General features: G+C 69.1%; 18 protein-coding genes, 1 tRNA gene and 1 pseudogene. 7 read left to right on the top strand and 13 right to left on the bottom strand.

The features are described from left to right. Positions 1-113 precede the first annotated feature (113 nt). Together gdhA and AC4D2C_RS05640 are read right to left on the bottom strand one after the other, a co-directional pair. Positions 114-1,454 (bottom strand): NADP-specific glutamate dehydrogenase, encoded by a 1,341-nt coding sequence (gene gdhA / locus AC4D2C_RS05645; RefSeq protein ID WP_490913292.1) that lies wholly within the window; start codon positions 1,452-1,454, stop codon positions 114-116. Between the two features lie 271 nt (positions 1,455-1,725). Next, positions 1,726-2,544 carry an NADPH-dependent F420 reductase gene (locus AC4D2C_RS05640; protein WP_490913291.1) on the bottom strand — a complete coding sequence of 273 codons (819 nt, stop codon included), beginning with the start codon at positions 2,542-2,544 and terminating at the stop codon, positions 1,726-1,728. A gap of 123 nt (positions 2,545-2,667) precedes the next feature. Between AC4D2C_RS05640 and AC4D2C_RS05635 the strand changes: the two genes are divergently transcribed. Beyond that, positions 2,668-4,164 (top strand): DHA2 family efflux MFS transporter permease subunit, encoded by a 1,497-nt coding sequence (locus AC4D2C_RS05635; protein WP_490913289.1) that lies wholly within the window; start codon positions 2,668-2,670, stop codon positions 4,162-4,164. On the opposite strand, the gene AC4D2C_RS05630 is transcribed toward AC4D2C_RS05635, so the two are convergent. Further along, the gene (locus AC4D2C_RS05630) at positions 4,161-4,553 is read right to left on the bottom strand and encodes a MerR family transcriptional regulator (RefSeq protein ID WP_490913288.1); all 393 of its coding nucleotides are present in this window, start codon (positions 4,551-4,553) and stop codon (positions 4,161-4,163) included. The genes AC4D2C_RS05635 and AC4D2C_RS05630 overlap by 4 nt on opposite strands. Before the next feature lie 158 nt (positions 4,554-4,711). Between AC4D2C_RS05630 and AC4D2C_RS05625 the strand changes: the two genes are divergently transcribed. After that, positions 4,712-4,897 (top strand): hypothetical protein, encoded by a 186-nt coding sequence (locus tag AC4D2C_RS05625; protein ID WP_490913287.1) that lies wholly within the window; start codon positions 4,712-4,714, stop codon positions 4,895-4,897. Beyond that, positions 4,861-6,045: an NtaA/DmoA family FMN-dependent monooxygenase gene (locus tag AC4D2C_RS05620; protein ID WP_490913285.1), complete on the top strand. Its 1,185-nt coding sequence runs from the start codon at positions 4,861-4,863 to the stop codon at positions 6,043-6,045. The genes AC4D2C_RS05625 and AC4D2C_RS05620 overlap by 37 nt, the downstream gene beginning before the upstream one ends. 352 nt (positions 6,046-6,397) lie before the next feature. On the opposite strand, the gene AC4D2C_RS05615 is transcribed toward AC4D2C_RS05620, so the two are convergent. Then, a tRNA-Leu gene (locus AC4D2C_RS05615) sits at positions 6,398-6,481 on the bottom strand. A 232-nt stretch (positions 6,482-6,713) separates the two neighbouring features. Between AC4D2C_RS05615 and AC4D2C_RS05610 the strand changes: the two genes are divergently transcribed. Beyond that, the gene (locus AC4D2C_RS05610) at positions 6,714-6,986 is read left to right on the top strand and encodes a hypothetical protein (protein WP_490913283.1); all 273 of its coding nucleotides are present in this window, start codon (positions 6,714-6,716) and stop codon (positions 6,984-6,986) included. Between the two features lie 39 nt (positions 6,987-7,025). Here AC4D2C_RS05610 and AC4D2C_RS05605 read toward each other — a convergent pair. From AC4D2C_RS05605 to AC4D2C_RS05580, 6 genes and pseudogenes are all read right to left on the bottom strand, one after another. Continuing rightward, positions 7,026-7,670: pseudogene (locus AC4D2C_RS05605) on the bottom strand (M50 family metallopeptidase). 110 nt (positions 7,671-7,780) lie between these two features. Then, a complete protein-coding gene (locus AC4D2C_RS05600; protein ID WP_490913282.1) occupies positions 7,781-9,067 on the bottom strand; it encodes a kynureninase in 1,287 nt (428 codons plus the stop codon). A gap of 119 nt (positions 9,068-9,186) precedes the next feature. After that, positions 9,187-10,164 carry a trypsin-like serine peptidase gene (locus tag AC4D2C_RS05595; protein ID WP_490913281.1) on the bottom strand — a complete coding sequence of 326 codons (978 nt, stop codon included), beginning with the start codon at positions 10,162-10,164 and terminating at the stop codon, positions 9,187-9,189. A gap of 153 nt (positions 10,165-10,317) precedes the next feature. Beyond that, positions 10,318-11,262, bottom strand: a complete 945-nt coding sequence (locus AC4D2C_RS05590; protein ID WP_490913280.1) for a MaoC/PaaZ C-terminal domain-containing protein — start codon at positions 11,260-11,262, stop codon at positions 10,318-10,320. Further along, complete coding sequence (locus tag AC4D2C_RS05585; protein ID WP_490913279.1) at positions 11,259-12,635, bottom strand: 3-oxoacyl-ACP reductase; 1,377 nt, start codon at positions 12,633-12,635, stop codon at positions 11,259-11,261. The genes AC4D2C_RS05590 and AC4D2C_RS05585 overlap by 4 nt, the downstream gene beginning before the upstream one ends. Then, the gene (locus tag AC4D2C_RS05580) at positions 12,635-13,948 is read right to left on the bottom strand and encodes an acetyl-CoA C-acetyltransferase (RefSeq protein ID WP_490913277.1); all 1,314 of its coding nucleotides are present in this window, start codon (positions 13,946-13,948) and stop codon (positions 12,635-12,637) included. Before AC4D2C_RS05580 ends, AC4D2C_RS05585 begins: the two co-directional genes overlap by 1 nt. A gap of 64 nt (positions 13,949-14,012) precedes the next feature. Here AC4D2C_RS05580 and AC4D2C_RS05575 point away from each other — a divergent pair, with 64 nt between their 5' ends. Continuing rightward, complete coding sequence (locus AC4D2C_RS05575) at positions 14,013-14,756, top strand: TetR/AcrR family transcriptional regulator (protein ID WP_490913275.1); 744 nt, start codon at positions 14,013-14,015, stop codon at positions 14,754-14,756. Next, the gene (locus tag AC4D2C_RS05570) at positions 14,753-16,873 is read left to right on the top strand and encodes an acyl-CoA dehydrogenase family protein (protein ID WP_490913273.1); all 2,121 of its coding nucleotides are present in this window, start codon (positions 14,753-14,755) and stop codon (positions 16,871-16,873) included. Before AC4D2C_RS05575 ends, AC4D2C_RS05570 begins: the two co-directional genes overlap by 4 nt. 96 nt (positions 16,874-16,969) lie before the next feature. Here AC4D2C_RS05570 and glgA read toward each other — a convergent pair whose 3' ends face one another. Then, positions 16,970-18,163 (bottom strand): glycogen synthase, encoded by a 1,194-nt coding sequence (gene glgA / locus AC4D2C_RS05565; RefSeq protein ID WP_490913271.1) that lies wholly within the window; start codon positions 18,161-18,163, stop codon positions 16,970-16,972. A 134-nt stretch (positions 18,164-18,297) separates the two neighbouring features. Here glgA and glgC point away from each other — a divergent pair, with 134 nt between their 5' ends. Then, the gene (glgC, locus tag AC4D2C_RS05560; RefSeq protein ID WP_490913269.1) at positions 18,298-19,542 is read left to right on the top strand and encodes a glucose-1-phosphate adenylyltransferase; all 1,245 of its coding nucleotides are present in this window, start codon (positions 18,298-18,300) and stop codon (positions 19,540-19,542) included. Positions 19,543-19,664: 122 nt separating this feature from the next. Here the strand turns inward: glgC and AC4D2C_RS05555 are convergent, their stop codons facing one another. Then, positions 19,665-20,516, bottom strand: coding sequence for a transglutaminase family protein (locus AC4D2C_RS05555; RefSeq protein ID WP_490913268.1), 852 nt, complete (start codon positions 20,514-20,516; stop codon positions 19,665-19,667). Then, positions 20,513-21,439, bottom strand: coding sequence for an alpha-E domain-containing protein (locus tag AC4D2C_RS05550; protein ID WP_490913266.1), 927 nt, complete (start codon positions 21,437-21,439; stop codon positions 20,513-20,515). The genes AC4D2C_RS05555 and AC4D2C_RS05550 overlap by 4 nt, the downstream gene beginning before the upstream one ends. Between the last annotated feature and the right edge of the window lie 36 nt (positions 21,440-21,475).

The following is a 21,475-nucleotide window of genomic DNA, read 5'->3' as shown; positions in this document are numbered from 1 at the left end:
TCACGCGACTGTAACGCTTTGCTTTCATCCTGTAGGAGGTCACCGAACGATGTACTGCACGAACTCCTGACATCCTCGTCCGGTCCCTGCCGGACTGGATGGACCCGGCGACGTCAAACCACACCGAGTGCGAGCATGGCGTCCGCGACCTTCACGAAGCCGCTGATATTGGCACCTGCTACATAGTCCCCCGGGAGGCCGTACTCCTCCGCTGTCGCCGCGCACCTGTCATGGATGCCCACCATGATCTCGGTGAGGCGCTGTTCGGTGTGCTCGAAGGTCCAGGAATCGCGGCTGGCGTTCTGCTGCATCTCCAGTGCGGAGGTTGCAACACCACCGGCGTTGGCAGCCTTGCCGGGACCGAACAGCACACCGGCCTGCTGGAAGGCTTCGACGGCCTGAGGAGTGCACGGCATATTCGCCCCTTCTGCAACCGCCAGCACCTCGGAGCGGATGAGCGCCCCTGCTGCTGCTTCGTCGAGTTCATTCTGCGTCGCGCACGGCAGGGCGACGGTCGCACCTACATCCCAGATCGACCCACCCGCTACGAAGTGCGCACCAGATCCTCGCCGCCGCGCGTACTCGGAGATCCGTCCGCGCTCATGCTCCTTCACCTCGCGCAGCAGGTCCACATCGACGCCCGCCTCGTCTACGACATATCCGGAGGAGTCCGAACAGGCGACGACGCTCGCACCGAAGTGCTGTGCCTTCGCAATGGCGTGAACAGCGACATTGCCCGAACCGGACACAATGACCCGCTGTCCCTCGAAGTCGAGTCCCTGCGCCCGAAGCATCTCACGAGCGAACAAGACCGCTCCGTAACCTGTCGCCTCCGGACGGACCAGTGATCCTCCCCAACTGATCCCCTTGCCGGTCAGCACCCCTGACTCATACCGGTTCGTGATCCGCTTGTACTGCCCGAACAGGTAACCGATCTCCCGTCCGCCGACCCCGATATCACCGGCGGGGACGTCTGTGTATTCGCCGATATGCCGGTACAACTCCGTCATGAAGGACTGGCAGAACCGCATGACCTCCGCATCCGACTTGCCCTTGGGGTCGAAATCCGAGCCGCCCTTTCCCCCGCCGATCGGCATCCCGGTGAGCGCATTCTTGAAGACCTGCTCGAAACCGAGGAACTTCACGATCCCCAGGTACACCGAGGGGTGGAATCGCAGGCCGCCCTTGAACGGTCCCAGCGCGGAATTGAACTCCACCCGGAACCCGCGGTTGATCTGCACGGTCCCGGCATCATCGACCCAGGGAACCCGGAAGATGATCTGCCGCTCGGGTTCGCACAACCGCTCCAGCACCGCCGCATCGACGAACTCGGGGTGTTTTCTCAACACCGGCCCCAGTGAGTCGAAGACCTCGACCACAGCCTGATGGAACTCCGTCTCACCCGGGTTACGCCGGAACACCTGATCGCGCACAGCAGACAATGCCGAATCCATGACACCCACCGATCTCTAGAACGGGATCCTCCGCGGGGCGAAGGACGAGCACTTCCCTGGCGCATCTGCAGCACGAGAGGCCGCAGACCAGCAGGTCCTGAGTGCACCGTACATCCTGGAGTCCCCACCGGCAGCCACTTCATTCCACCACCGGATCTTGCGCAGATGATCTACCGACCGGACCATACGATTCCTGAGAACAAGGTCGCAGGATCGGTGTTCTGTCACCCAGATCCTCCGTGATCACGGCGGCGAGCTGCAGCGAAGCCCGTCAGCCCCTCCAGGCGTAGGTCGTTCGGTTGAGGACGACGATGTCGTCGGTGGTGAGGGAGTCGAACTTCTCGCCGATGGTCGCCATCGCCTGATCCCGCCGACCGGGCAGGAGGTCCCTGTCCGCGCGAGCCAGGGCGCCGGGAAGCTCGTCACGGGTGAGTTCGGTGCAGTAGGCGGGCGCACCGGGTTGCTGGCGCCAGGAATCGGCAAGGCTACCGGCGTAGACGGCATCGAAACCGGTCTCCTCCACCAGGCGCAGCGTGATCTGCTGATCCGCCTCGTGGTCGGCTGCGACGGGGATGGCGAGACGGCCTACTTGTGCTGCTGCAAGCCCTTTGGCATCAAAGGTCCCGGAGAGGATCGAGTTCCACGCTTTCGCGACGGGACGGCCGATCTGCTCGGCGACCCAGACGCTTTCGACCTGTCCCTCATCGAGGGCCTGTAGCCGCCCGTCCCTGGCTGGGTAGTAGTTCGACGTGTCGATGACGACGACATCCGCGGGCAGCTCTGCGACGAGGTCCTTGATCGCCGGCATGGCGCTGAGCGGGATCGAAGTGATGAGGACCTCGACGTCGTGCACCACGCTGGACGCTTCGACTGCAGTCGCGCGTGTCGCGAGGACGTCGGAGTCGATCGTCTCCGGCCCGCGCGAGTTGGCGACCTTGACCTCGTGGCCTGCTGCAGCGAGCTTGCGCGCCAGCGTCGAACCGATTGAGCCTGCGCCGAGAATGCCGATTCTCATGAGAATCCTTCCGTGGAGTGACTGAGCCCTCCAAGTGTCCGACCTTCCAGCAGTGTCAGGGTCAAGTAGCGACACCGAAAGCACCACACGCCGCAGAGTGCAGTCCGTCACAGCCGCCCGGTGAACTTGACCTTCACACTAGTGGCAAGGTTGCACGATGATCTGGCAACTTCCCCATCCAATTGTCAGGAGAGCCCAATGTCGGTAGCCAGTCCGAACGAGTCCGCGCGGGAATCCGTTTCTCCCGGGGCGGCCGTCGGCACCCCTGCGGCTCCGTCCGATGGCCGGTTGGCCCCGGGTAGCGCGATGATCATCGGGCTGCTGATGGTCTCGACCTTCGTCGTCCTGCTGAACGAGATGATGCTCGGCGTTGCCCTGCCGACACTGATCAACGATCTGGACATCACTCCGACGACCGGTCAGTGGCTGACGACGGGGTACCTGCTGACCCTGGCCGTGCTCATTCCCGCCACCGGGTTCGTGATGCGCAGGTTCCACACCCGCACGATCTTCCTGGGTTCCATGACGCTGTTCCTGATCGGGACGGCCATCGCTGTGATCGCTCCTGGCTTCGGCGTGCTCTTCGCCGGCCGGATCATTCAGGCAATCGGTACTGCGGTGTTCGTGCCCCTGCTGATCACGACGACCATGCGCCTGGTGCCGGTCTCGCGGCGGGGCAGGATGATGGCCCTCGTCACGGCGGTCCCGGCGATCGCGCCGGCCGTCGGGCCCGCACTCTCCGGGCTGATCCTGTCCCAGCTTTCCTGGCGGTGGCTGTTCATCCTCATGCTGCCGATCATCGTCGCGACACTGGTTCTCGCGGCCGTGAAGCTGCGGAACGTCACCGTGCCTGAGCGGGTGACCCTGGACGTGGTGTCCGTGCTGCTGTCGATCATCGGGTTCGGCGGACTGGTCTTCGGGCTGGCAGCCATCGGCGAATCCGTCTCCGGCCACGCACCGGTCTCCCCCGCCATCCCGATCCTCATCGGTCTGATCGGCGTGGGCGTGTTCGTCCACCGTCAGGTCCGCCTGCAGCGCTACCGGGACCCCTTCCTGGACATGCGGATCTTCAGGACGCGCTCCTACGTCCTACCCACGATCGTCATGACCTTCGTCGCGATGAACGGCTTCGGCGTCGTCCTCGTCCTGCCTCTCATCCTCACGGCCGTCCTCGGACTGGACACCCTGCAGATGGGCCTGTTCCTCTTCCCCGGCGGGGCGATGATCGCGATCGTCTCCGCGCTCGGCGGACGCATCTACGACAGGGTCGGACCGAAGCCCCTGGCGATCCCCGGCTCGATCATCTGGGCGGCGGCCATCTGGTTCCTGACCACCATCGACGAGAACACCAGCGTCTGGCTGGCCCTGGGCACCTACCTGGTGATCACCGGAACGCAGGCACTGATGTGGGCCTCCATGACCACCTCGGCCCTCGGCTCACTGCCCACCGAGCTGTACGCCCACGGCACGGCAGCGTTCTCCACCGTCCAGCAGTTGGCCGGAGCCGCGGGAGGCGCGATCCTCATCTCCGCCTTCACCATCGGCGCGAACGTCACCCAGGCAGGTGCCCTCAGCATCACGCAGAGCATCGACGCCGGACAGGCCGCCTTCACCGTCGCCGCGATCCTCGCCCTCGGTGCAGTCATCGGCACCCTGTTCGTCAGCAAGGCCCCATCCGCACCAGACGAAAGCTAGCCGGCCTTGGACGTCCGGCGTGGAGAAACGGTGGCACTGTCGATCGCTTCGATGTACCGGGTGATCGAGTCCCGGTTGTGGATCAGGAAGTCGATCTTTTCGGTCATGCGGTCCCGCTCCGTCACCAGCAGCTCCCGCAACCCGGGTTCGGCGTTCCTCACGACGATGGCCTGCGGCTGGTCCAGGCACGGCAGGATGTCCGAGATGATCCGCGTCGGGATCCCGGAATCGACCAGCCCACGGATCTTCCGCACCCGATCGACCAGGTACTCGTCATATGTCCGGTACCCGTTCTCCAGGCGACGAGGTGAGATCAGGCCCTGTTCCTCGTAATACCGCAGCATCCGGGAAGGAACCCCGGTCATCGTCGCCAGCTCACCAATACGCATACGACCTCCTGGGTCCCGATGCTTCACACGGGTTGGACCTTCACACTAATGGCAATGTTGAGATCGGCCAAGCGATCAGGAACGGCAGTGTCGGCTTGCACCGGGAGCGGCACCGACAACAGAACCGCTCACGAACGACAGCAGGACGAGGAGAAGCAATGACCAAGCCACAGATGATCCTGGGTATGCACCTGGGCAACGGATACGGATCACAGAGCTCAGCCTGGCGCGCCCCCGGCGTCGATCCGGCGAACTACGCGAGCTTCGATGCGCAGGTCCGTTACGCGCAGGCCGCAGAACGCGGAAAATGGCCTTCCTGTTCCTTCCGGACTTCCCCGGCCTGATGGCCGACGTCGACCACGAGGCACCACAGATCACGCTCGATCCCATGATGACCTTCGCGGCGATCGCCCGGGCCACCGAGCGCATCGGCCTCGTCGCCACCGGTTCCACGACCTTCAACGAGCCCTTCAACATCGCCCGCCAGTTCAAGGCCCTGGATGTGATGAGCCGCGGCCGTGCCGGATGGAACGCGGTCACGACCAGCGATCCTGGCGCGGCAGCGAACTTCGGCCAAGCCGTCGCGCCCCGGCCGCAGCGATACCAGCGCGCCCACGAAACCATCCAGATCGCCCAGGCCCTCTGGGGGAGCTGGCAGCAGGACGCATGGGTCAAGGACCAGAAGACCGGTCGGTTCGCCCACTCCGAGAAGATCCTGCCCATCAACATGCAGGGCGAGTACGTGGCCTCCCGCGGGCCGCTGCCCATCCCGCCATCGGAACAGGGCCAGCCCGTCATCTTCTCCGCCGGAGGAGGCGCGAACGGTCTCGACCTGGCCGGACGCTACGCCAACGGGGTCATCGGGGCCACGTTCACCATCGACGATGCCCGCAAGCAACGCCAGGCCTACCGTGACGACGCCCGCCGGGCAGGACGAAACCCGGATGAGATCAAGTTCTTCGCCGGGGTCATGCCCGCCATCGGCAGGACCAAACGTGCCGCCCTGGACCGACGTATCCAGCTGGGTGGGTTCACAGCAGCATCCCGTGTCCCCTACCTCGGCTCGATGCTGAACCTCCAGCTCGATGCCGGGCAGCTCGACCAACCCCTCACACCCGCCCAGCTGGCCGTCGCATCCCCGAGCCCGTTCGACCCCCGCTCCGCACGGGCGCTGGAGGTCGCGCGCGAAGGATGGACCATCCGCGACATCTTCGCCCACGGCGTCATCGACTACCACCCCACCCCCGTCGGGAAGGCATCCGTCACCGCGGACCATATGCAGGAATGGTTCGACGCCGGCGCCTGCGACGGGTTCTGGGTCTCCATCGACATCAACGAAGACGGCATCGACACCTTCGTCGACGAGGTCGTCCCTCTCCTCCAGGACCGCGGCATCTACCACCACGATTACGACGGCACCACGCTCCGCGACCACCTCGGCGCCCCCGGGCAATACGGACTGGACCCACGCCTCAGGGACCCCGCCTCATGACAACCACCAGGACCACTACGGAGACAGCAGCAACGCGAGCGACAGCATCATGAAGACCAGCACCACCTACCCCCGAATCCGCGCCACACCTCCCGCCATCGACGACTGCACCGTGAGCCGGCGGGCAGGCTCGTTCTCGGAAGCAGAACTCGATGGCATGACCTCGACGGGCTGCCTGCGGGCCGGAGGTAGGCCGTCCGGCCGTTCTTGCGGGGCCTCTTCCTGGGTCTGTCCTGCAGATCACGCTGCGAACCGCAGGGCCACTGCCGGCGGGACTCGGCACTCGCGTGGTCGAGCAGCAATCCCGTGATCGAGGGCACAAAAAAACCCCGGCGAACCGGGGTTTTCTTTGTGCGCGGAGGGGGACTTGAACCCCCACCCTCAATAAGAGGACTAGCACCTCAAGCTAGCGCGTCTGCCATTCCGCCACCCGCGCGGGTGGTTTTTCACCGTATAAACCGGTGAAAGCAACGAGAAAGACTCTAGCACGACTCCTGCCCGGTTGTTGAATCGGCCGGCGCCGGGGGTGGGCCGATGTCGTCGTCCCGGTGGCAACCGGCACGACATCGCGTCGCGGGGCTTTCCGGCGCCCGGGGCGTGCGTATGCTGTTTTTCAACACCGCCGAAGCGCCGGCCGGACGGCGCCCGAGTGCATGGAGTTGGACGACGTGGACGAGACGAACCCCGACCAGGAGCAGTACGCCCTAACGTATGACGCGATGAAGCGCGCCAACATCTCCCCCGGCGAGCTCTGGATGCACTACTTCGGCATGGGCGGCGGCGTGGACGAGTACGAGGTCAATGCGTACCTGCACGGCCTGATCGAGCTGCCCGACCACGAGCGGGACTGCATCTCCCAGGCCGTCAACGAACTGTTCGACGACCTGTGCCGCGAGCGGGGCGCGCCGTACAGCTCGGGCCACACCCGGCACTGCGACTGATCCGCCGCCGCACAGGCCGGTCGCCGGACACCGGACGCGTCAGCCGCGTGCAGACCGCTCTGCAATGAGCGCCAGCGGCTCCACGGACTGCGCGAGCGCTGCCCCGATCACGAGCGCGAACGCACCGAGCCAGACCGGTGACGGGACCCGTGTGGCGCCCTGCAGCAGGAACGCGTCGGAGAAGCTGAGGTCACGGCGTCGCACATGGACGCGCACCACCTTGACCCAGTCCCGGCAGGAGCCTACCAGCAGCGCGAGGCCGAGGACGAGGCAAACGTAGCCGGCGGTCACGGGCCCCCCGAATCAGACGAGCGCGAGCGACGCGGCGGCGCTGCCCCCCAGGATGAGGATGCCCTGGGCGTTGCGGACCAGGACGAGCGCTGCCACCAGCACCAGCGCGCCGGCCGAGAGTGCCGCCGCGGCCCAGCCGGTGGCGGCACTCCAGACAAGGATGGCGCCGACGACGGCGGGCACGGGGTAGCCCCAGAACGTCGTGAAGGCGGCGCGCCAGCCGCGGCGCCCCCTGCTCGTGGTGGTGCCGGAATGGTCGAGGCGCAGCGTGATCCCGGTGACGCGCTGCAGGGTCAGGAGTGCCGCGGCGGCGTGGCCGAGTTCGTGCACCACCGTGACGAAGAGCCCGAAGATCCGCCATGAGCGGCGGGGCACGGACAGCGCGACGGCCACCAGCACGATCGCGACGAGCCCGGGTACTCCGACCACCGGCGGGATCCCGCGCGTGAAGCCGTCGGTGATCCGGTCCCAGAGCAGGGCGGGGTCGGGAGGCACCACCGGCGCTACCGGCCCACAGCCGGCCCGCTGTGCCGCTGGGTGCCGGGCGTGTCCTCACCGACGTGCCCGCCTGCGTCCGCCAGGCGTGCCGCGATGGCGTCGACCGCCACCGCGATCTCGGCGAACGACGTCGAGAGCGGTGACAGGCCCAGCCGGATCCCATCGGGGTTGCGGTAGTCGGGGATGACGCCCTCCCGCCACAGCTCGGGCACCATCGCGGAGAACGCCGGATGGTCGATGGTGATGTGGCCGCCCCGCTCCGACGCGGTGCGCGGCGAGGCGAGGACGACGCCGTACGGGGCCAGCCGCTCCTCGACAGCCTCGACGGCGAACGCCGTCAGGAGTTCCGACTTCCGGCGGACGGCTGCCATGCCTGACTCCTCGATGAGGTTCAGCATCTCGCGCATGGCCAGCATCCCGAGGATGGGCGGAGTCCCCGAGACCAGCCGGCGGATGCCGTCCGCGGGCTGGTAGGCGGAGCCCATCGCGAAGGGATCCGCGCTGCCGAGCCAGCCGAGGATCGGCTGGTCGAGGGCGGCGAGGTGGCGCTGCGCCACGTAGGCCCAGGCGGGGGCGCCGGGCCCCCCGTTGAGGTACTTGTAGCTGCAGCCGGCCGCGAAGTCGACGCCCCAGGCGTCCAGCTCCGCGGGCACCGACCCCACGGAGTGGCTGAGGTCCCACAGGACGAGGGCTCCGGCGTCGTGCGCGATGGCCGTGATGGCGGGGACGTCGGCGATGAACCCCGACCGGTAGGCGACATGGCTCAGCAGCACGAGCGCGGTCCGCGGCCCCACAGCCTCGGCGACGTCCGCGGGGGTGGCGCCGCCGTCGTACGCGACGTCGATCCAGCGCAGTGTGAGTCCGCGCTCCCGTGCGATCCCCTCGACGATGAAGCGGTCCGTGGGGAAGTTGTCGCGGTCGATCACGATCTCGGTGCGGTCCGGGCGCGCAGCCACCGCCGCGCGCGCCAGCTTGTACAGCAGGACGCTCGTGGAGTCGGCCACGATGCACTGTCCGGCGTCGGCACCGAGCGTCACGCGGCCGAGCTGGTCACCGATCCGCTGGGGCAGCTCGAGCCAGCCTTCGTCCCAGCCCCGGATCAGGCGCCCGCCCCACTGCTCCTCCACGAAAGAGGTGAGGCTGTCCACCGTGCTCGCGAGGGGGCGGCCGAGAGAGTTGCCGTCGAGGTAGGACTGCACGGCGTCGGCGCCGAGGAAGAGCTTGCGGTGGTGCGCGAGCGGGTCGGCGGTGTCGAGGTCTGCCGCGCGCGCGGCGAGGGTGGAGCCGGTCATGGCCCCAGTCTAGGCGGGCGCCTCCGCGTCGCCCGCGAAGGCGCAGTGCCCGGACGACGGCACGGGCGGTCCCGCGAGGGGACCGCCCGTGCCGTCGTGCTGTGGGACGTCCCGCCGGCCTACCGGCTCGCCGCGGTGGAGTACGCGGCCTGGATGGAGGTGCCGAAGTACGGGCCGTACATCACGTTCGCCTGCGTGGAGTAGCCGAAGCTGTTGACCGAGTTCTGCGTACCGGCGGCACCGGAGCCGACGAACCAGGGGCCGCCCGAGGACCCGCCGTTCATGTCGCACGGGATGCCCTGCGACTGGGTGCCGCCCACGCGGTCCCGGGAGGACGTGCCGGAGCAGCTGAAGAGGCGCTCGCCGTTGTAGGGCGCCGCCGCGGGGTAACCGTACGCGGTGTAGGTGAGGTTGCGTGCCAGGTTGAAACCGATGCTCGACGCGCCGACGGTCGCGGCGAGCGTCCTGCCGCCGAGGGTGTTGACGACCGCGAAGGCGCCGTCGTAGTTGATGTCACCGCGCGACACCCACTCGGTGGCGGCGTGGAGCGAGCGGGCCGTCCACTTGCCGTACGGTGCCGCGCCGTTGTTGTAGGCGGGGACGAAGACGAAGTTGGTGACCCAGCCCGTCGCGACGTCGTAGGTGCAGTGGCCGGCCGTGGCGACCGTGCTCTGGTTGCCGCTCTGTACGGAGTTGGCGGAGCAGACGTAGTTCTGCCCGGCCTGCGTGAAGAAGACCTTGCCGATGCGCGAGACGGCAGGCTGGGAGATGGCCCGCGGCTGGACGACGGGCTCGCCGGGAGCCTTCGCGACCGTTTCCTGGCCGGCCTTCGGCAGAACGGAGCGCCCTTCGGCGGCCCAGCCGGACTTGATGGTGTTCGCCGGCTTGGCGCTCCTCATGCGATCGGCGGTCCAGTACGCGTCGAGCGCCGCCTGGCTCTCGTCCTGCGTGTGGGACTGGGTGCTGGGGGTACCGGCGACGACGGCGACGACGGAGGGCCCGGCGGGTGCTGCCTGGACGGGACCTGCTGCCATCAGCGCTGATGCCATCAGGGCCGACGCCGCGATCAGGCCGGCTTTGAGACCTCGAGAGTTCACGACACTCCTCTTTCCATACTGTGGGTCAGCCCTCGTGGGCTGGTCCCTGGAGTGTGCCCTGCGGGCGGCGGCCCTGCCAGTGCAAAGGACGACTTCGGGGGAACTCACCCTGAAAATCGTCGGCACTCTGGACAGGGCCGCGTCGCCATGCAACTATTCCGCCCGCACCCAGCCAGTGAAGTGCGGCCGCCGGCGCTTCGCGGACCATCCGACCACCTCGACGTCACTGCCGTCGCTCACACTGCCGTCACTCACACGGCCGTCACTGCGCACCGCGCGCGCGAACGACATCGTCACGGTCCCGGGCAGGAGGACCGGAGCCGCGAAGTCGATGCGCCACGCCAGGGCGCCCTGTGGGGCGGGTACCGCCTCGTCGACCATGCGCGCGGCGAGGTACATGCCGTGCGCGATCGCCGTCTTCATGCCGAGCATCCGTGCAGTGGGCCCGCTGAGATGGATGGGGTTCCAGTCGCCCGAGACGGCGGCGTAGCGCCGTCCCGTGTCCGCGCCGAGCCGCCAGAGGCCCGTCGGCGTGGGCGCCGAGAAGACGGGCCGTTCGTCGTCGCGCGGGACCGGCGCCGTACCGGCGCTGCCCGCGGCGCGGACGCCCCGAGCCAGGTAGACCGACCGGCCCATCCAGACCCGCTCGCCGTCGACGGAGGCCTCCGTGACGAGGTCCACCTGCGTGCCGGCCGCGTGCGGGCGCAGGTCCTCGGCCCAGGCCACGACGTCGATGGCCTCGGACGCGCCGATCTGCCGGCCCTGGTGCACCTCGTTGCTGAGGTGGACCATGCCGAGCAGGGGCAGCGGGAAGTCCGGCCGCGCGAGGATGCTCATGGCCACCGGGAAGGCGAGCGTATGCACATACGCCGATGGGAGGACGTCGCGGGCGGCGGAGCCGAGCAGCTGCTGGAAGCGCGTCAGCGCGCCGAGCTCCGCCACGATGCCATCCACGCGGTGGCGGGCGGCGGGCAGACCGTCCGGCGGGCCGGCCCGCCGGACGGAGCGCTCCGCGGCGAGCAGGATCGCCTGACGGTACAGCGCGGGGAGGCCCGGCCTCCCGGGCAGGGTGACGTCTGCCGCGAGCGCGCCACTCACGCGCCCACCAGGTTCTGCCCGCACACGCGGACCACCTGGCCGTTGATCCCGGCCGCCGCGTCGGAGGCCAGGAACGCGATCGTCTCGGCGACGTCGACGGGGAGACCGCCCTGCTGCAGGCTGCTGAGACGTCGTGCCACCTGACGCGTCAGCGGCGGGATCTTCGCCGTCATGTCCGTCTCGATGAAACCCGGCGCCACGGCGTTGATGGTGCGGCCGTCGCCGTCGAACGCCGCCGCCTGCGCCCGGACCATGCCGATGACCCCGGCCTTCGACGCGGCGTAGTTGCTCTGCCCGCGGTTGCCCGCGATGCCGCTCGTCGAGGCGAGGCTGATGATGCGACCGGTGCCGGAGAACACCGGGGAGGCCAGGATCTGCTCGTTCATGCGCAGCTGCGAGGCGATGTTCACGGCGATGACGGAGTCCCAGCGGGACGCGTCCATGTTGGCGAGCAGCTTGTCCCGCGTGATGCCCGCGTTGTGCACCACGATGTCCAGGACGCCGTAGCGCTGCCCCACGTGCTCGAGGATGCGTTCCGCGGCGTCGGGCGCGGTGATGTCGAGCTGCAGGGCGGTGCCGTGCACGGTGTTCGCCACCCGGGCGAGCTGCTCGCCGGCCGCGGGCACGTCGACGGCGACCACGCGGGCCCCGTCACGGGCGAGGACCTCGGCGATCTTCGCGCCGATGCCGCGCGCGGCCCCGGTGACCACCGCGGTCCTGCCGGCCAGCGGCTGGTCGGGCACGCCCTCCCCCACCGCGGTCGTCGCGGCGGCGAGGTCCGCGATGCTCTCGGCAGGAGTGGCGGACACCTCGATGAACTGGCCGTCCACGTAGGCGCTCCTGCCGGAGAGGAGGAACCTGAGGGCGCCGAGGGTAGTGGGGTCCGTGGTCGTCGCATCCCCGCGCAGCACGATGCCGTTCGCCGTCGCGCCCCCGCGCACCTCGTGCGCCACAGATCGGACGGCGCCGTCGATGCCCTGCCGGGCGGCAGCTTCGGCGGGATCGGTGGTGTCCGCGGCCGAGCGGGAGAGCGCGACGACGCGCCCGCCCGGCACCAGCAGTTTCACCGCCTGCCCGAGCTCCAGCATGGGAGCTGCCAGGTCCGCCGGCGCGGCTGCGGCGTCGAGGACGACGACGGCGGCGCTCAGCTTCTCGCCGGGCAGGACATGGCGCCGCACCTCGACGTCCCAACCGAGCAGCACGTCGGCGAGCGCATCCGCCCCGGCGCCGGAGCCCGCGACCAGGACGGGCCGGGATGCGATGGCCTCGCCCGGCGTGTAGCGGCGGAGTACCGAGGGGCGAGGCAGCCCGAGGGCCTTGGCGAGTCTTCCTGGCAGCGGGGTATTGACCAGGTCCAGATACTTGTCGGCCATCAGTTCCTCGCCTCGAGGATCGCGGCGACGCCCTGGCCGCCGGCGGCACAGATCGAGATGAGGCCTCGTCCGCCCTGCTCCGAGAGCGTCTTGGCGAGCGACGCGACGATGCGGCCTCCGGTCGCCGCGAAGGGGTGCCCGGCTGCGAGCGAGGAGCCGTTGACGTTGAGCTTCGAGGGGTCGATCCTGCCGAGGGCACCGTCGAGCCCCAGGATCCGCTTGCAGTAGTCCTCGTCCTCCCAGGCGGCCAGTGCGCTGAGCACCGTCCCGGCGAAGGCCTCGTGGATCTCGAAGAAGTCGAAGTCGTCGAAGGTGAGCCCGTTGCGCTCCAGCAGGCGGGGTACGGCGTGGACGCCCGCCATGAGCAGGCCCTCCTCGCCATGGACGAAGTCGACCGCGGCCGCTTCGGCATCGACGATGTTCGCGAGCATCGGGAGGTTGTTGGCGGTGGCGTATTCCTCACTGCCGAGCAGGACGAGGGCGGCGCCGTCGGTCAGGGGCGTCGAGTTGCCTGCAGTCATCGTCGCAGGAGTGTCGAGGTACCTGCCGAACACGGGCTTGAGCGCCGCCAGCTTCTCCGGCGACGTGTCGGCGCGGAGGTTGGCATCCCTGGTGAGACCGCGGTACGGCGTCATGAGGTCGGAGAGGAATCCGCGCTCGTAGGCTGCCGCGAGGTTGTGGTGGCTGCGGTAGGCCAGCTCGTCCTGTGCCTCCCGCGTGATCTTCCATGCCGCCGTCGTGAGCGCCTGGTGCTCGCCCATGGACAGGCCCGTGCGGGGCTCACCGGTGGTGGGGGCGTTGGGCGAGAGGTCCTTCGGTCGGAGCGTGGCGAGGGTCTTCAGCTTCTGCTGCGTCGTCTTCGCGCGGGAGAGGTCGAGCAGCACGCGCCGCAGCCCCTCGCTCACCGCGATCGGTGCATCCGACGCGGAGTCGACGCCGCCCGCGATGCCCGACTCGATCTGCCCGAGCCTGATCTTGTTGGAGAGACCCACCACGGTCTCGAGGCCGGTGGCGCAGGCCTGCTGCAGGTCGTAGGCCGGGGTCGCGGGCGACAGGGCGGAACCGAGGACGGCTTCCCGCGTCAGGTTGAAGTCGCGGGAGTGCTTGAGGACGGCGCCCGCGGCGACTTCACCGATGCGCTCGCCCTGCAGGCCGAACCGGGCGACCAGGCCGTCCAGTGCCGCGATGAGCATGTCCTTGTTGGACGAGTAGGCGTACGCGCCGCCCGAGCGCGCGAAGGGGATGCGGTTGCCGCCGATGACGACTGCGGTGCGGGGGGAGGCAGTGGTCTGCGCTCCGGCCTGATCTGCCATGGAGATGCTCCTGGTGCGAGAGGGTGGATTACCGATACCAAGCGTACCTGATACGCTGGGTATCATGAAGCTCGCCGCCGCCCTGAAGAGCGCCTCCACGCAGACCGCGTCCGACGGCCGGTCCAGCCGCTGGGAGCAGCACCGCGCGGAGCGGCGGCGGCAGCTCATCAAGACCGCACGACGGGCCGTCAGCGCACTCGGGCCGGGAGCGTCCATGGAGGACATCGCCGCGGCCGCCGACACGTCCAAGTCGGTCTACTACCGCTACTTCGGCGACAAGACCGGGCTGCAGCGGGCCATGGCCGAGGTGGTCATCGGACAGATGCAGCAGAAGGTGCTCGACGCGGCGAAGGCGGCGTCGACGCCGCGGGAGGGCCTGTACTCGATGGTGCTCGCCTACCTGCAGATGGCCCAGACCTCCCCCAACGTGTACGCCTTCGTCACGCGCGTGGGGATCGCCGAGTCCACGACGACCGACGACGACGCGCAGGACACCCTCGCGCACTTCCTCGCCGCGATCACGGAGATGATCTCGCGTCCCATGCACGCCTTCCTGCGCTCCCCCGACCGCCCCGCCGGCCCCGACGATGCCGCACCCGACTACTGGCCCGCGGCGGCGATCGGCATGGTCCGGGCCGCCGGCGAGCGCTGGCTCTCCACGCCCGACGGCCCCGACAGACCCAGTGAGGAGCAGATGGCCCGCCACATCACGGGCTGGCTCTTCGACGGCATCAGCCGGTACGAGGACCTCGTACCGGCCGCCCCGCTTGACCCCGCCACCCGCCGATCAGCGAAGGACACGCCATGACCGACATCCTCTCCAGGCCCCAGCAGATTCCCGCCACCGCGGATATCCGGGACGACGACCGCGCCGCCATCGACATCGCCGAGCTCGGCGAACTGCTCCTCGGCCGGTGGGCGCACGTCCGCCGTGTGGCCCGTGAGCTCGCGGGACGCCCCGAGCTGCACAAGATCGAGGGCCTCACCCACACCGAGCACCGCCTGCGCTGCTTCGACCAGCTCCACTACCTCGTGGGCCAGAAGGCCGTGCACCGCGCCTTCCCGAAGGCCTTCGGGGGCGACGGCGACAACGGCGGCAACATCGCCGGGTTCGAGGAGCTCGTCGTGGCCGACCCCTCACTGCAGATCAAGGCCGGCGTGCAGTGGGGCCTCTTCGGGTCCGCCGTCCTGCACCTCGGTACCGAGCAGCACCACGAGGCGTGGCTCCCGGGCATCATGAACATGGAGATCCCGGGCTGCTTCGCCATGACCGAGACCGGTCACGGCAGCGACGTGGCCAGCATCGCCACGACCGCCACGTTCGACCCGGCGACGGACGAGTTCGTCATCGACACCCCCTTCCGTGCCGCATGGAAGGACTACATCGGCAACGGCGCCATCGACGGGCGGGCCGCGGTCGTCTTCGCTCAGCTCATCACCAACGGCGTGAACCACGGCGTCCACGGCTTCTACGTGGAACTGCGCAACGAGGACGGCTCCTTCAAGCCCGGCGTGGGCGGGGAGGACGACGGCATCAAGGGCGGCCTCAACGGCATCGACAACGGTCGGCTGCACTTCACCGACGTCCGGGTACCGCGGACCAACCTGCTGAACCGCTACGGCGCCGTCGCCGCGGACGGCACCTACAGCTCGTCCATCGCCTCCCCCGGCCGCCGCTTCTTCACGATGCTCGGCACCCTCGTCCAGGGGCGCGTCTCCCTCGACGGGGCAGCCGTGGCCGCGAGCAAGCTGGCCCTCACCGCCGCCATCACCTACGCGACCCAGCGCCGCCAGTTCAACGCGTCCTCGAACCTCCGCGAGGAGGTGCTGATGGACTACCAGCGGCACCAGCGCCGGCTCCTGCCCCGCCTGGCCGCAACCTACGCGGCCGCCTTCGCGCACGAGGAACTCCTCGAGAAGCTCGACGGCGTGTTCTCGGGCGAGCTCGACACCGACGAGGACCGCCAGGACCTCGAGACCCTGGCCGCGGCCCTCAAGCCCCTCAGCACGTGGCTGGCCCTCGACACGCTGCAGGAATGCCGCGAGGCGACCGGCGGTCAGGGGTTCCTCATCGAGAACCGGTTCGCCTCGCTCCGCGCGGACCTCGACGTGTATGTGACGTTCGAGGGCGACAACACCGTCCTGCTGCAGCTCGTCGCCAAGCGCCTGCTCACCGACTACGCCAAGGAGTTCAAGGGCGTGGACTTCGGCGTGCTCGCCCGCTATGCCGTCTCCCAGGCCGCGGGGAAGACCCTGCACCGCTCCGGGCTCCGCCGTGTCGCGCAGACGGTGGCGGACACGGGATCGGGCAAGAAGTCCGCGATCGCCCTCCGTGACGAGGACACGCAGCGCGAGCTGCTGACCGACCGCGTGCAGGCGCGCGTTGCCGACGTCGCCGCCGTGCTGCGGGGCGCGAAGGGCATGTCGCAGGAGCGGTCCGCCGCGCTCTTCAACGAGCACCAGAACGAGCTCATCGAGGTGGCCCACGCCCACGCCGAGCTGCTGCAGTGGGAGGCGTTCACGCGCGGCCTGCGGAAGCTCCAGGATCCGGGCACGCGCGAGGTCCTCACGCGCCTCCGTGACCTGTTCGGCCTGTGCCTGATCGAGAAGGACCTGGCCTGGTTCCTGATGAACGGGCGGCTGTCCTCGCAGCGGGCCCGGACCCTCGACGGCTACATCAACCGGCTGCTGGTGAAGATCCGCCCGCACGCGCTCGACCTGGTGGAGGCGTTCGGCTACGGTCCGGAACACCTGCGGTCCGTCGTCGCCAGCGGTGCCGAGCAGCAGCGCCAGGAGGAGGCGGCGGAGTACCTGCGCCGCCGTCGCGCGAGCGGGGACGCCCCGATCGACGAGAAGACGCTCCTGGCCCGCCAGGCCAAGGAGAAGAAGGCGAAGAAGGCCGCCAAGGTACGCGCGCAGCGCTAATCGTCCACGCAGGAGCGGGAGCCGGGACAAGCGTCCCGGCTCCCGTTCCTGTTCCCGTCCGCCTCGAGGTGGACGTCGAGGCGGCGATGGGTGCTGCTAGAGGACGCTGCGGTACACGCCGAGGGTCGTCTCGGCGATCGAGTCCCAGCCGAAGTGCCGCTCCGCCCGCTCCCGCCCGGCCGCGCCCATGGCGGCGGCCCTGGCCGGATCCGCGACGAGGGCGTTCACGGCCGCCGCGAAATCGGCGACGAACCTCTCCGGGTCCAGTGGCGTGCCCGTGCCGTCCTGGACCTGCTCGAGGGGCACGAGGGTGCCGGTCACGCCGTCGTCGATCACCTCGGGGATGCCGCCGGTCGCGGAGGCGACGACGGCGGCGCCGCACGCCATGGCCTCGAGGTTCACGATGCCGAGCGGCTCGTAGATGGACGGGCAGGCGAACACCGTGGCATGGCTGAGGATCTGGACGACCTCGCGGCGCGGCAGCATCTTCTCGATGAGCACCACCGAGCCCCGCTTCTCCCGCAGGTCCGAGATCAGCACCTCCGTCTCCGCCGCGAGCTCCGGGGTGTCGGCGGCGCCCAGGCAGAGGACCAGCTGCACGTCGGCCGGCAGGTGCGCGGCCGCCCGCAGGAGGTAGGGCACGCCCTTCTGCCGGGTGTTGCGCCCCACAAACACCACGCTCGGCCGATCCGGGTCGATGCCGTGGGCGCGGAGGGCGTCGTCGTCCTCGTCGCGCGACCACAGGGACACGTCGATGCCGTTGTGCACCACGTGCACCCGCCCGGGGTCCACATCCGGATAGCTGCGCAGGATGTCCGCGCGCATGCCCGCGGAGACGGCGATGACGGCGGCGGCCGCCTCGTAGGAGGTCTTCTCCACCCAGGAGGAGAGCGCGTACCCGCCGCCGAGCTGCTCGGCCTTCCACGGGCGCAGCGGCTCGAGGCTGTGGGCGCTCAGGACGTGCGGGATGCCGTGCAGGAGCGAGGCCAGGTGCCCGGCCATGTTGGCGTACCAGGTGTGCGAATGCACGAGGTCGGCGCCGCCGATCCCCTCCAGCATCTGCAGGTCCGTGCCGAGTGTCTGCACCGCGGCGTTCGCCGCCGTGAGGCCCGCGGGCACGCCGTAGGAGAGCACCGAGGCGCCGTGGTAGTCCTCCGGGCGGGGAGCGCCGAACGCGTGGACGCGCAGGTCGACCTGCGGGGCGAGAACCCGGCTCAGCTCGGCGACGTGCACTCCTGCGCCACCGTAGATCTCGGGCGGGAACTCCTTGGTCACAATGTCTATTCGCACCACCCCAACGTAGTGCAGTGCGTCGGAGTCCTCTAGTGTGAGGAAACCGGAAGGGTTCCGGGATACGTGGATCCACGCGTGATCGACCGTCCATCGGGAACGCAGAACACTCAAGGAAGAGCGGGGGGTCAGAAGTGGCACCGAAGAAAGTACTTGCCGTGGTGTTGGCAGGCGGAGAAGGCAAACGGCTGATGCCGTTGACCGCGGACAGGGCCAAACCGGCTGTACCGTTCGCCGGAAGTTACCGCCTCATCGACTTCGCGCTGTCCAACCTCGTCAACTCGGGGTACCTGCAGATCGTGGTGCTCACCCAGTACAAGTCCCACAGCCTCGACCGGCACATCTCCGAGACGTGGAGGATGTCCACGCAGCTGCAGAACTACATCGCCTCCGTGCCGGCGCAGCAGCGCCGGGGCAAGAGCTGGTTCCTCGGCAGCGCGAACGCCATCTACCAGTCCCTGAACCTCATCCACGACGCCCAGCCGGACATCGTGGTCGTGATCGGCGCGGACCACGTCTACCGCATGGACTTCGAACAGATGGTGGACGCACACGTGAAGAGCGGGGCGTCCGTCAGCGTCGCCGCCGTCCGCCAGCCGATGAACCTCGTGGACCAGTTCGGTGTGATCGAGACGGCGCAGGACGACCCCGGCCGGATCGCCGCGTTCGTCGAGAAGCCGGCGACGACACCCGGCCTGCCCGACGATCCGAACAGCTTCCTCGCGTCGATGGGCAACTACGTGTTCACGACGGACGCCCTCGTCAAGGCGCTCGAGGACGACGCCGCGCGGCTCGACACGAAGCACGACATGGGCGGGGACATCATCCCCTACTTCGTGGAGCGCAACGACGCCGCGGTGTACGACTTCACGACGAACGACATCCCGGGAGCCACCGACCGCGACCGCCAGTACTGGCGCGACGTCGGCACCATGGACTCGTACTACGACGCCAACATGGACCTCATCTCACCCCTGCCGCTGTTCAACCTCTACAACCTGCAGTGGCCCATCTACACGCGGCAGAGCGTCTCACCACCGGCCAAGTTCGTCCGCAGCTCCTCGGGGCAGCCGGGCGAGGCCCACGACTCGATCGTCTCGGCGGGCGCGGTCATCACCGGTGGAGCGGTCCGGAAGTCCGTGCTGGCCACCGACGTCTACATCGCGGAATCCGCCGAGGTCACCGGGTCCGTCCTCCTCGACAAGGTCAACGTGGGACCCGGGGCCGTGGTGCGGCGCGCCATCATCGACAAGAACGTGCGGATCCCTGCGGGGGCGACCATCGGGGTGGACCCGGAACTCGACCGCCGCCGCGGGTTCTCCGTGACGGATTCGGGACTGACGATCGTCAGCAAGGGCCAGACCGTCGCCCCTGACTGACGGGGACCACGTTCCAGGGGACGGACAGGAGGCCCCGGCGGTGCGCCGGGGCCTCCTGTCCGTCCGGGAGACGTCAGCTGAGGCGCCGCCTGACACACTGCCGGGCAGGCCCGGCAGCGCTGCTACGCGACGCGCGTGATCGAGACGGTCACGTTGAGCGTGGAGCCTCCGCCGCCGGACAGGATGCCCTTGAGCGGTGAGACGTCGCGGTAGTCGCGGCCGCGCGCCACGGAGACGTGGAAGTCGCTGACCGGTCCGCTGTTGGTCGGGTCCCAGCCCCGCCACTCGCCGTCGTACCACTCCACCCAGGCGTGCGACTGGCCGGCGACGGTCTCCCCGATCCCGGCGCTGCGCCGCGGGTGCAGGTAGCCGGAGATGTAGCGGGCGGGTATGCCGAGGCTGCGCAGGGCCCCGATGGCCACGTGGGCCAGGTCCTGGCACACGCCCTTGCGCTCCGCCCAGGCGTCCTGGGCATTCGTCTGCACGCCCGTGGCGCCCTGGACGTAGTCCATCTGCGTGCGCAGCCAGCCGAACACGGCCCGTGCGGCCTCGTGGGGGTCGAGGCCGCGTGCCACACCCGCTACGAGGTCCCGTACCTCCTCGCCCGGTTCGCTGAGGGAGGTCTGGCCGAGCCAGTCCGCGAGCGCGTCGGAGATCTCCGGGGAGGCGAGGTCCTGCCACGAGAGGATGTCACCCTCACCGGGCACACGCTCGATCCGGCTCACCTCCACGGTGGAGACGGCGGTGACCTCGAGGTGCTCGTGCGGCACGTGGACGTCGAAGGACGTGACACGGGTGCCCCAATAGTCCCGGTAGGCGGCGACGGCCGCGCTCGAGGGACTGACCTTCAGCGTGGACTCGAGGACCACCTGCTGCGGATCGGTGAGCGGCGTCATGCGCGCCTCGTTGTAGGACAGCGAGACGCGGCGCAGGTAGTCGTAGCCGGTGCGGTGTTCGATCAGCAGGCGTGTCATGAGACCTCTCCGACCCAGGACAGCTCGTCGGCCTGGGAGAAATAGGTGCGGGAGACGGCATCGGAGGCCCTGGCGCAGGCCTTCTGGACGCGGTCCATGTGCTCGGGCAGCTCGGACATCAGGTCCCGGGTCTGGTGGAACTCCAGGAACGTCCGCGCCTGCCCGACGATGCGGCTCGCGTCGTTGATGAAGCCGACGCGCTGGTACGCGGGGTTCAGCTGCGTCAGGCACTTCTCGGCGTCGCTCAGCGCGTAGACGATCGAGCGCGGGAACAGGCGGTCCAGCAGCAGGAACTCGGCGGCCTGCTGGTCGCCGAAGGACGCCCGGCGCGTCCGCAGGAAGGATTCGTAGGCGCCCGCGCAGCGCAGCATGTTGACCCAGGAGAGTCCCGCCGCATGCACGTCGTGGGTGGAGAGCATCCGGGCGGTCATGTCGGCCCGTTCCAGGCTGCGTCCGAGCACGAGGAACTGCCAGGACTCGTCGTGGCTCATGGTGGTGTCCGAGAGCCCGCGCACCATGGCGGTGCGCTCCACCACCCAGTGGCAGAACCGGTAGGTGCCGACGACGTCCTTGCGGTGCTGGGTCAGCCCGTACCAGGTGGTGTTCAGGGATTCCCAGACGCTGCTCGAGACGGTCTCGCGGGCCCGCCGCGCGTTCTCCCGCGCGGCCCCCAGGGCGCCGGCGATGGAGGTGGCGCTCGTGCGGTCGTAGGCGAGGGCCTGCAGGAGATCCGACAGTTCGGCGTCCTCCTTCTCGGGCCTGCTGCCCATCACCCCCATGAGCTGGCGGGAGGTCTCCCGCTGCTGGGGCAGGGGCATCTGGTTGAGCCGTTCGAGGTGGACGTCGAGGATGCGCGCCGTGCCGTCGGCCCGTTCGACGTAGCGGCCGATCCAGAAGAGGGATTCAGCGATGCGGCTGAGCATGGGTGCTGCCTTCCCGTAGGTCGGTGGTGGGGGTCG

Source organism: Arthrobacter sp. TJ-240 (genome assembly GCF_058269195.1).
This window is presented reverse-complemented; position numbering and strand designations above follow the sequence as displayed.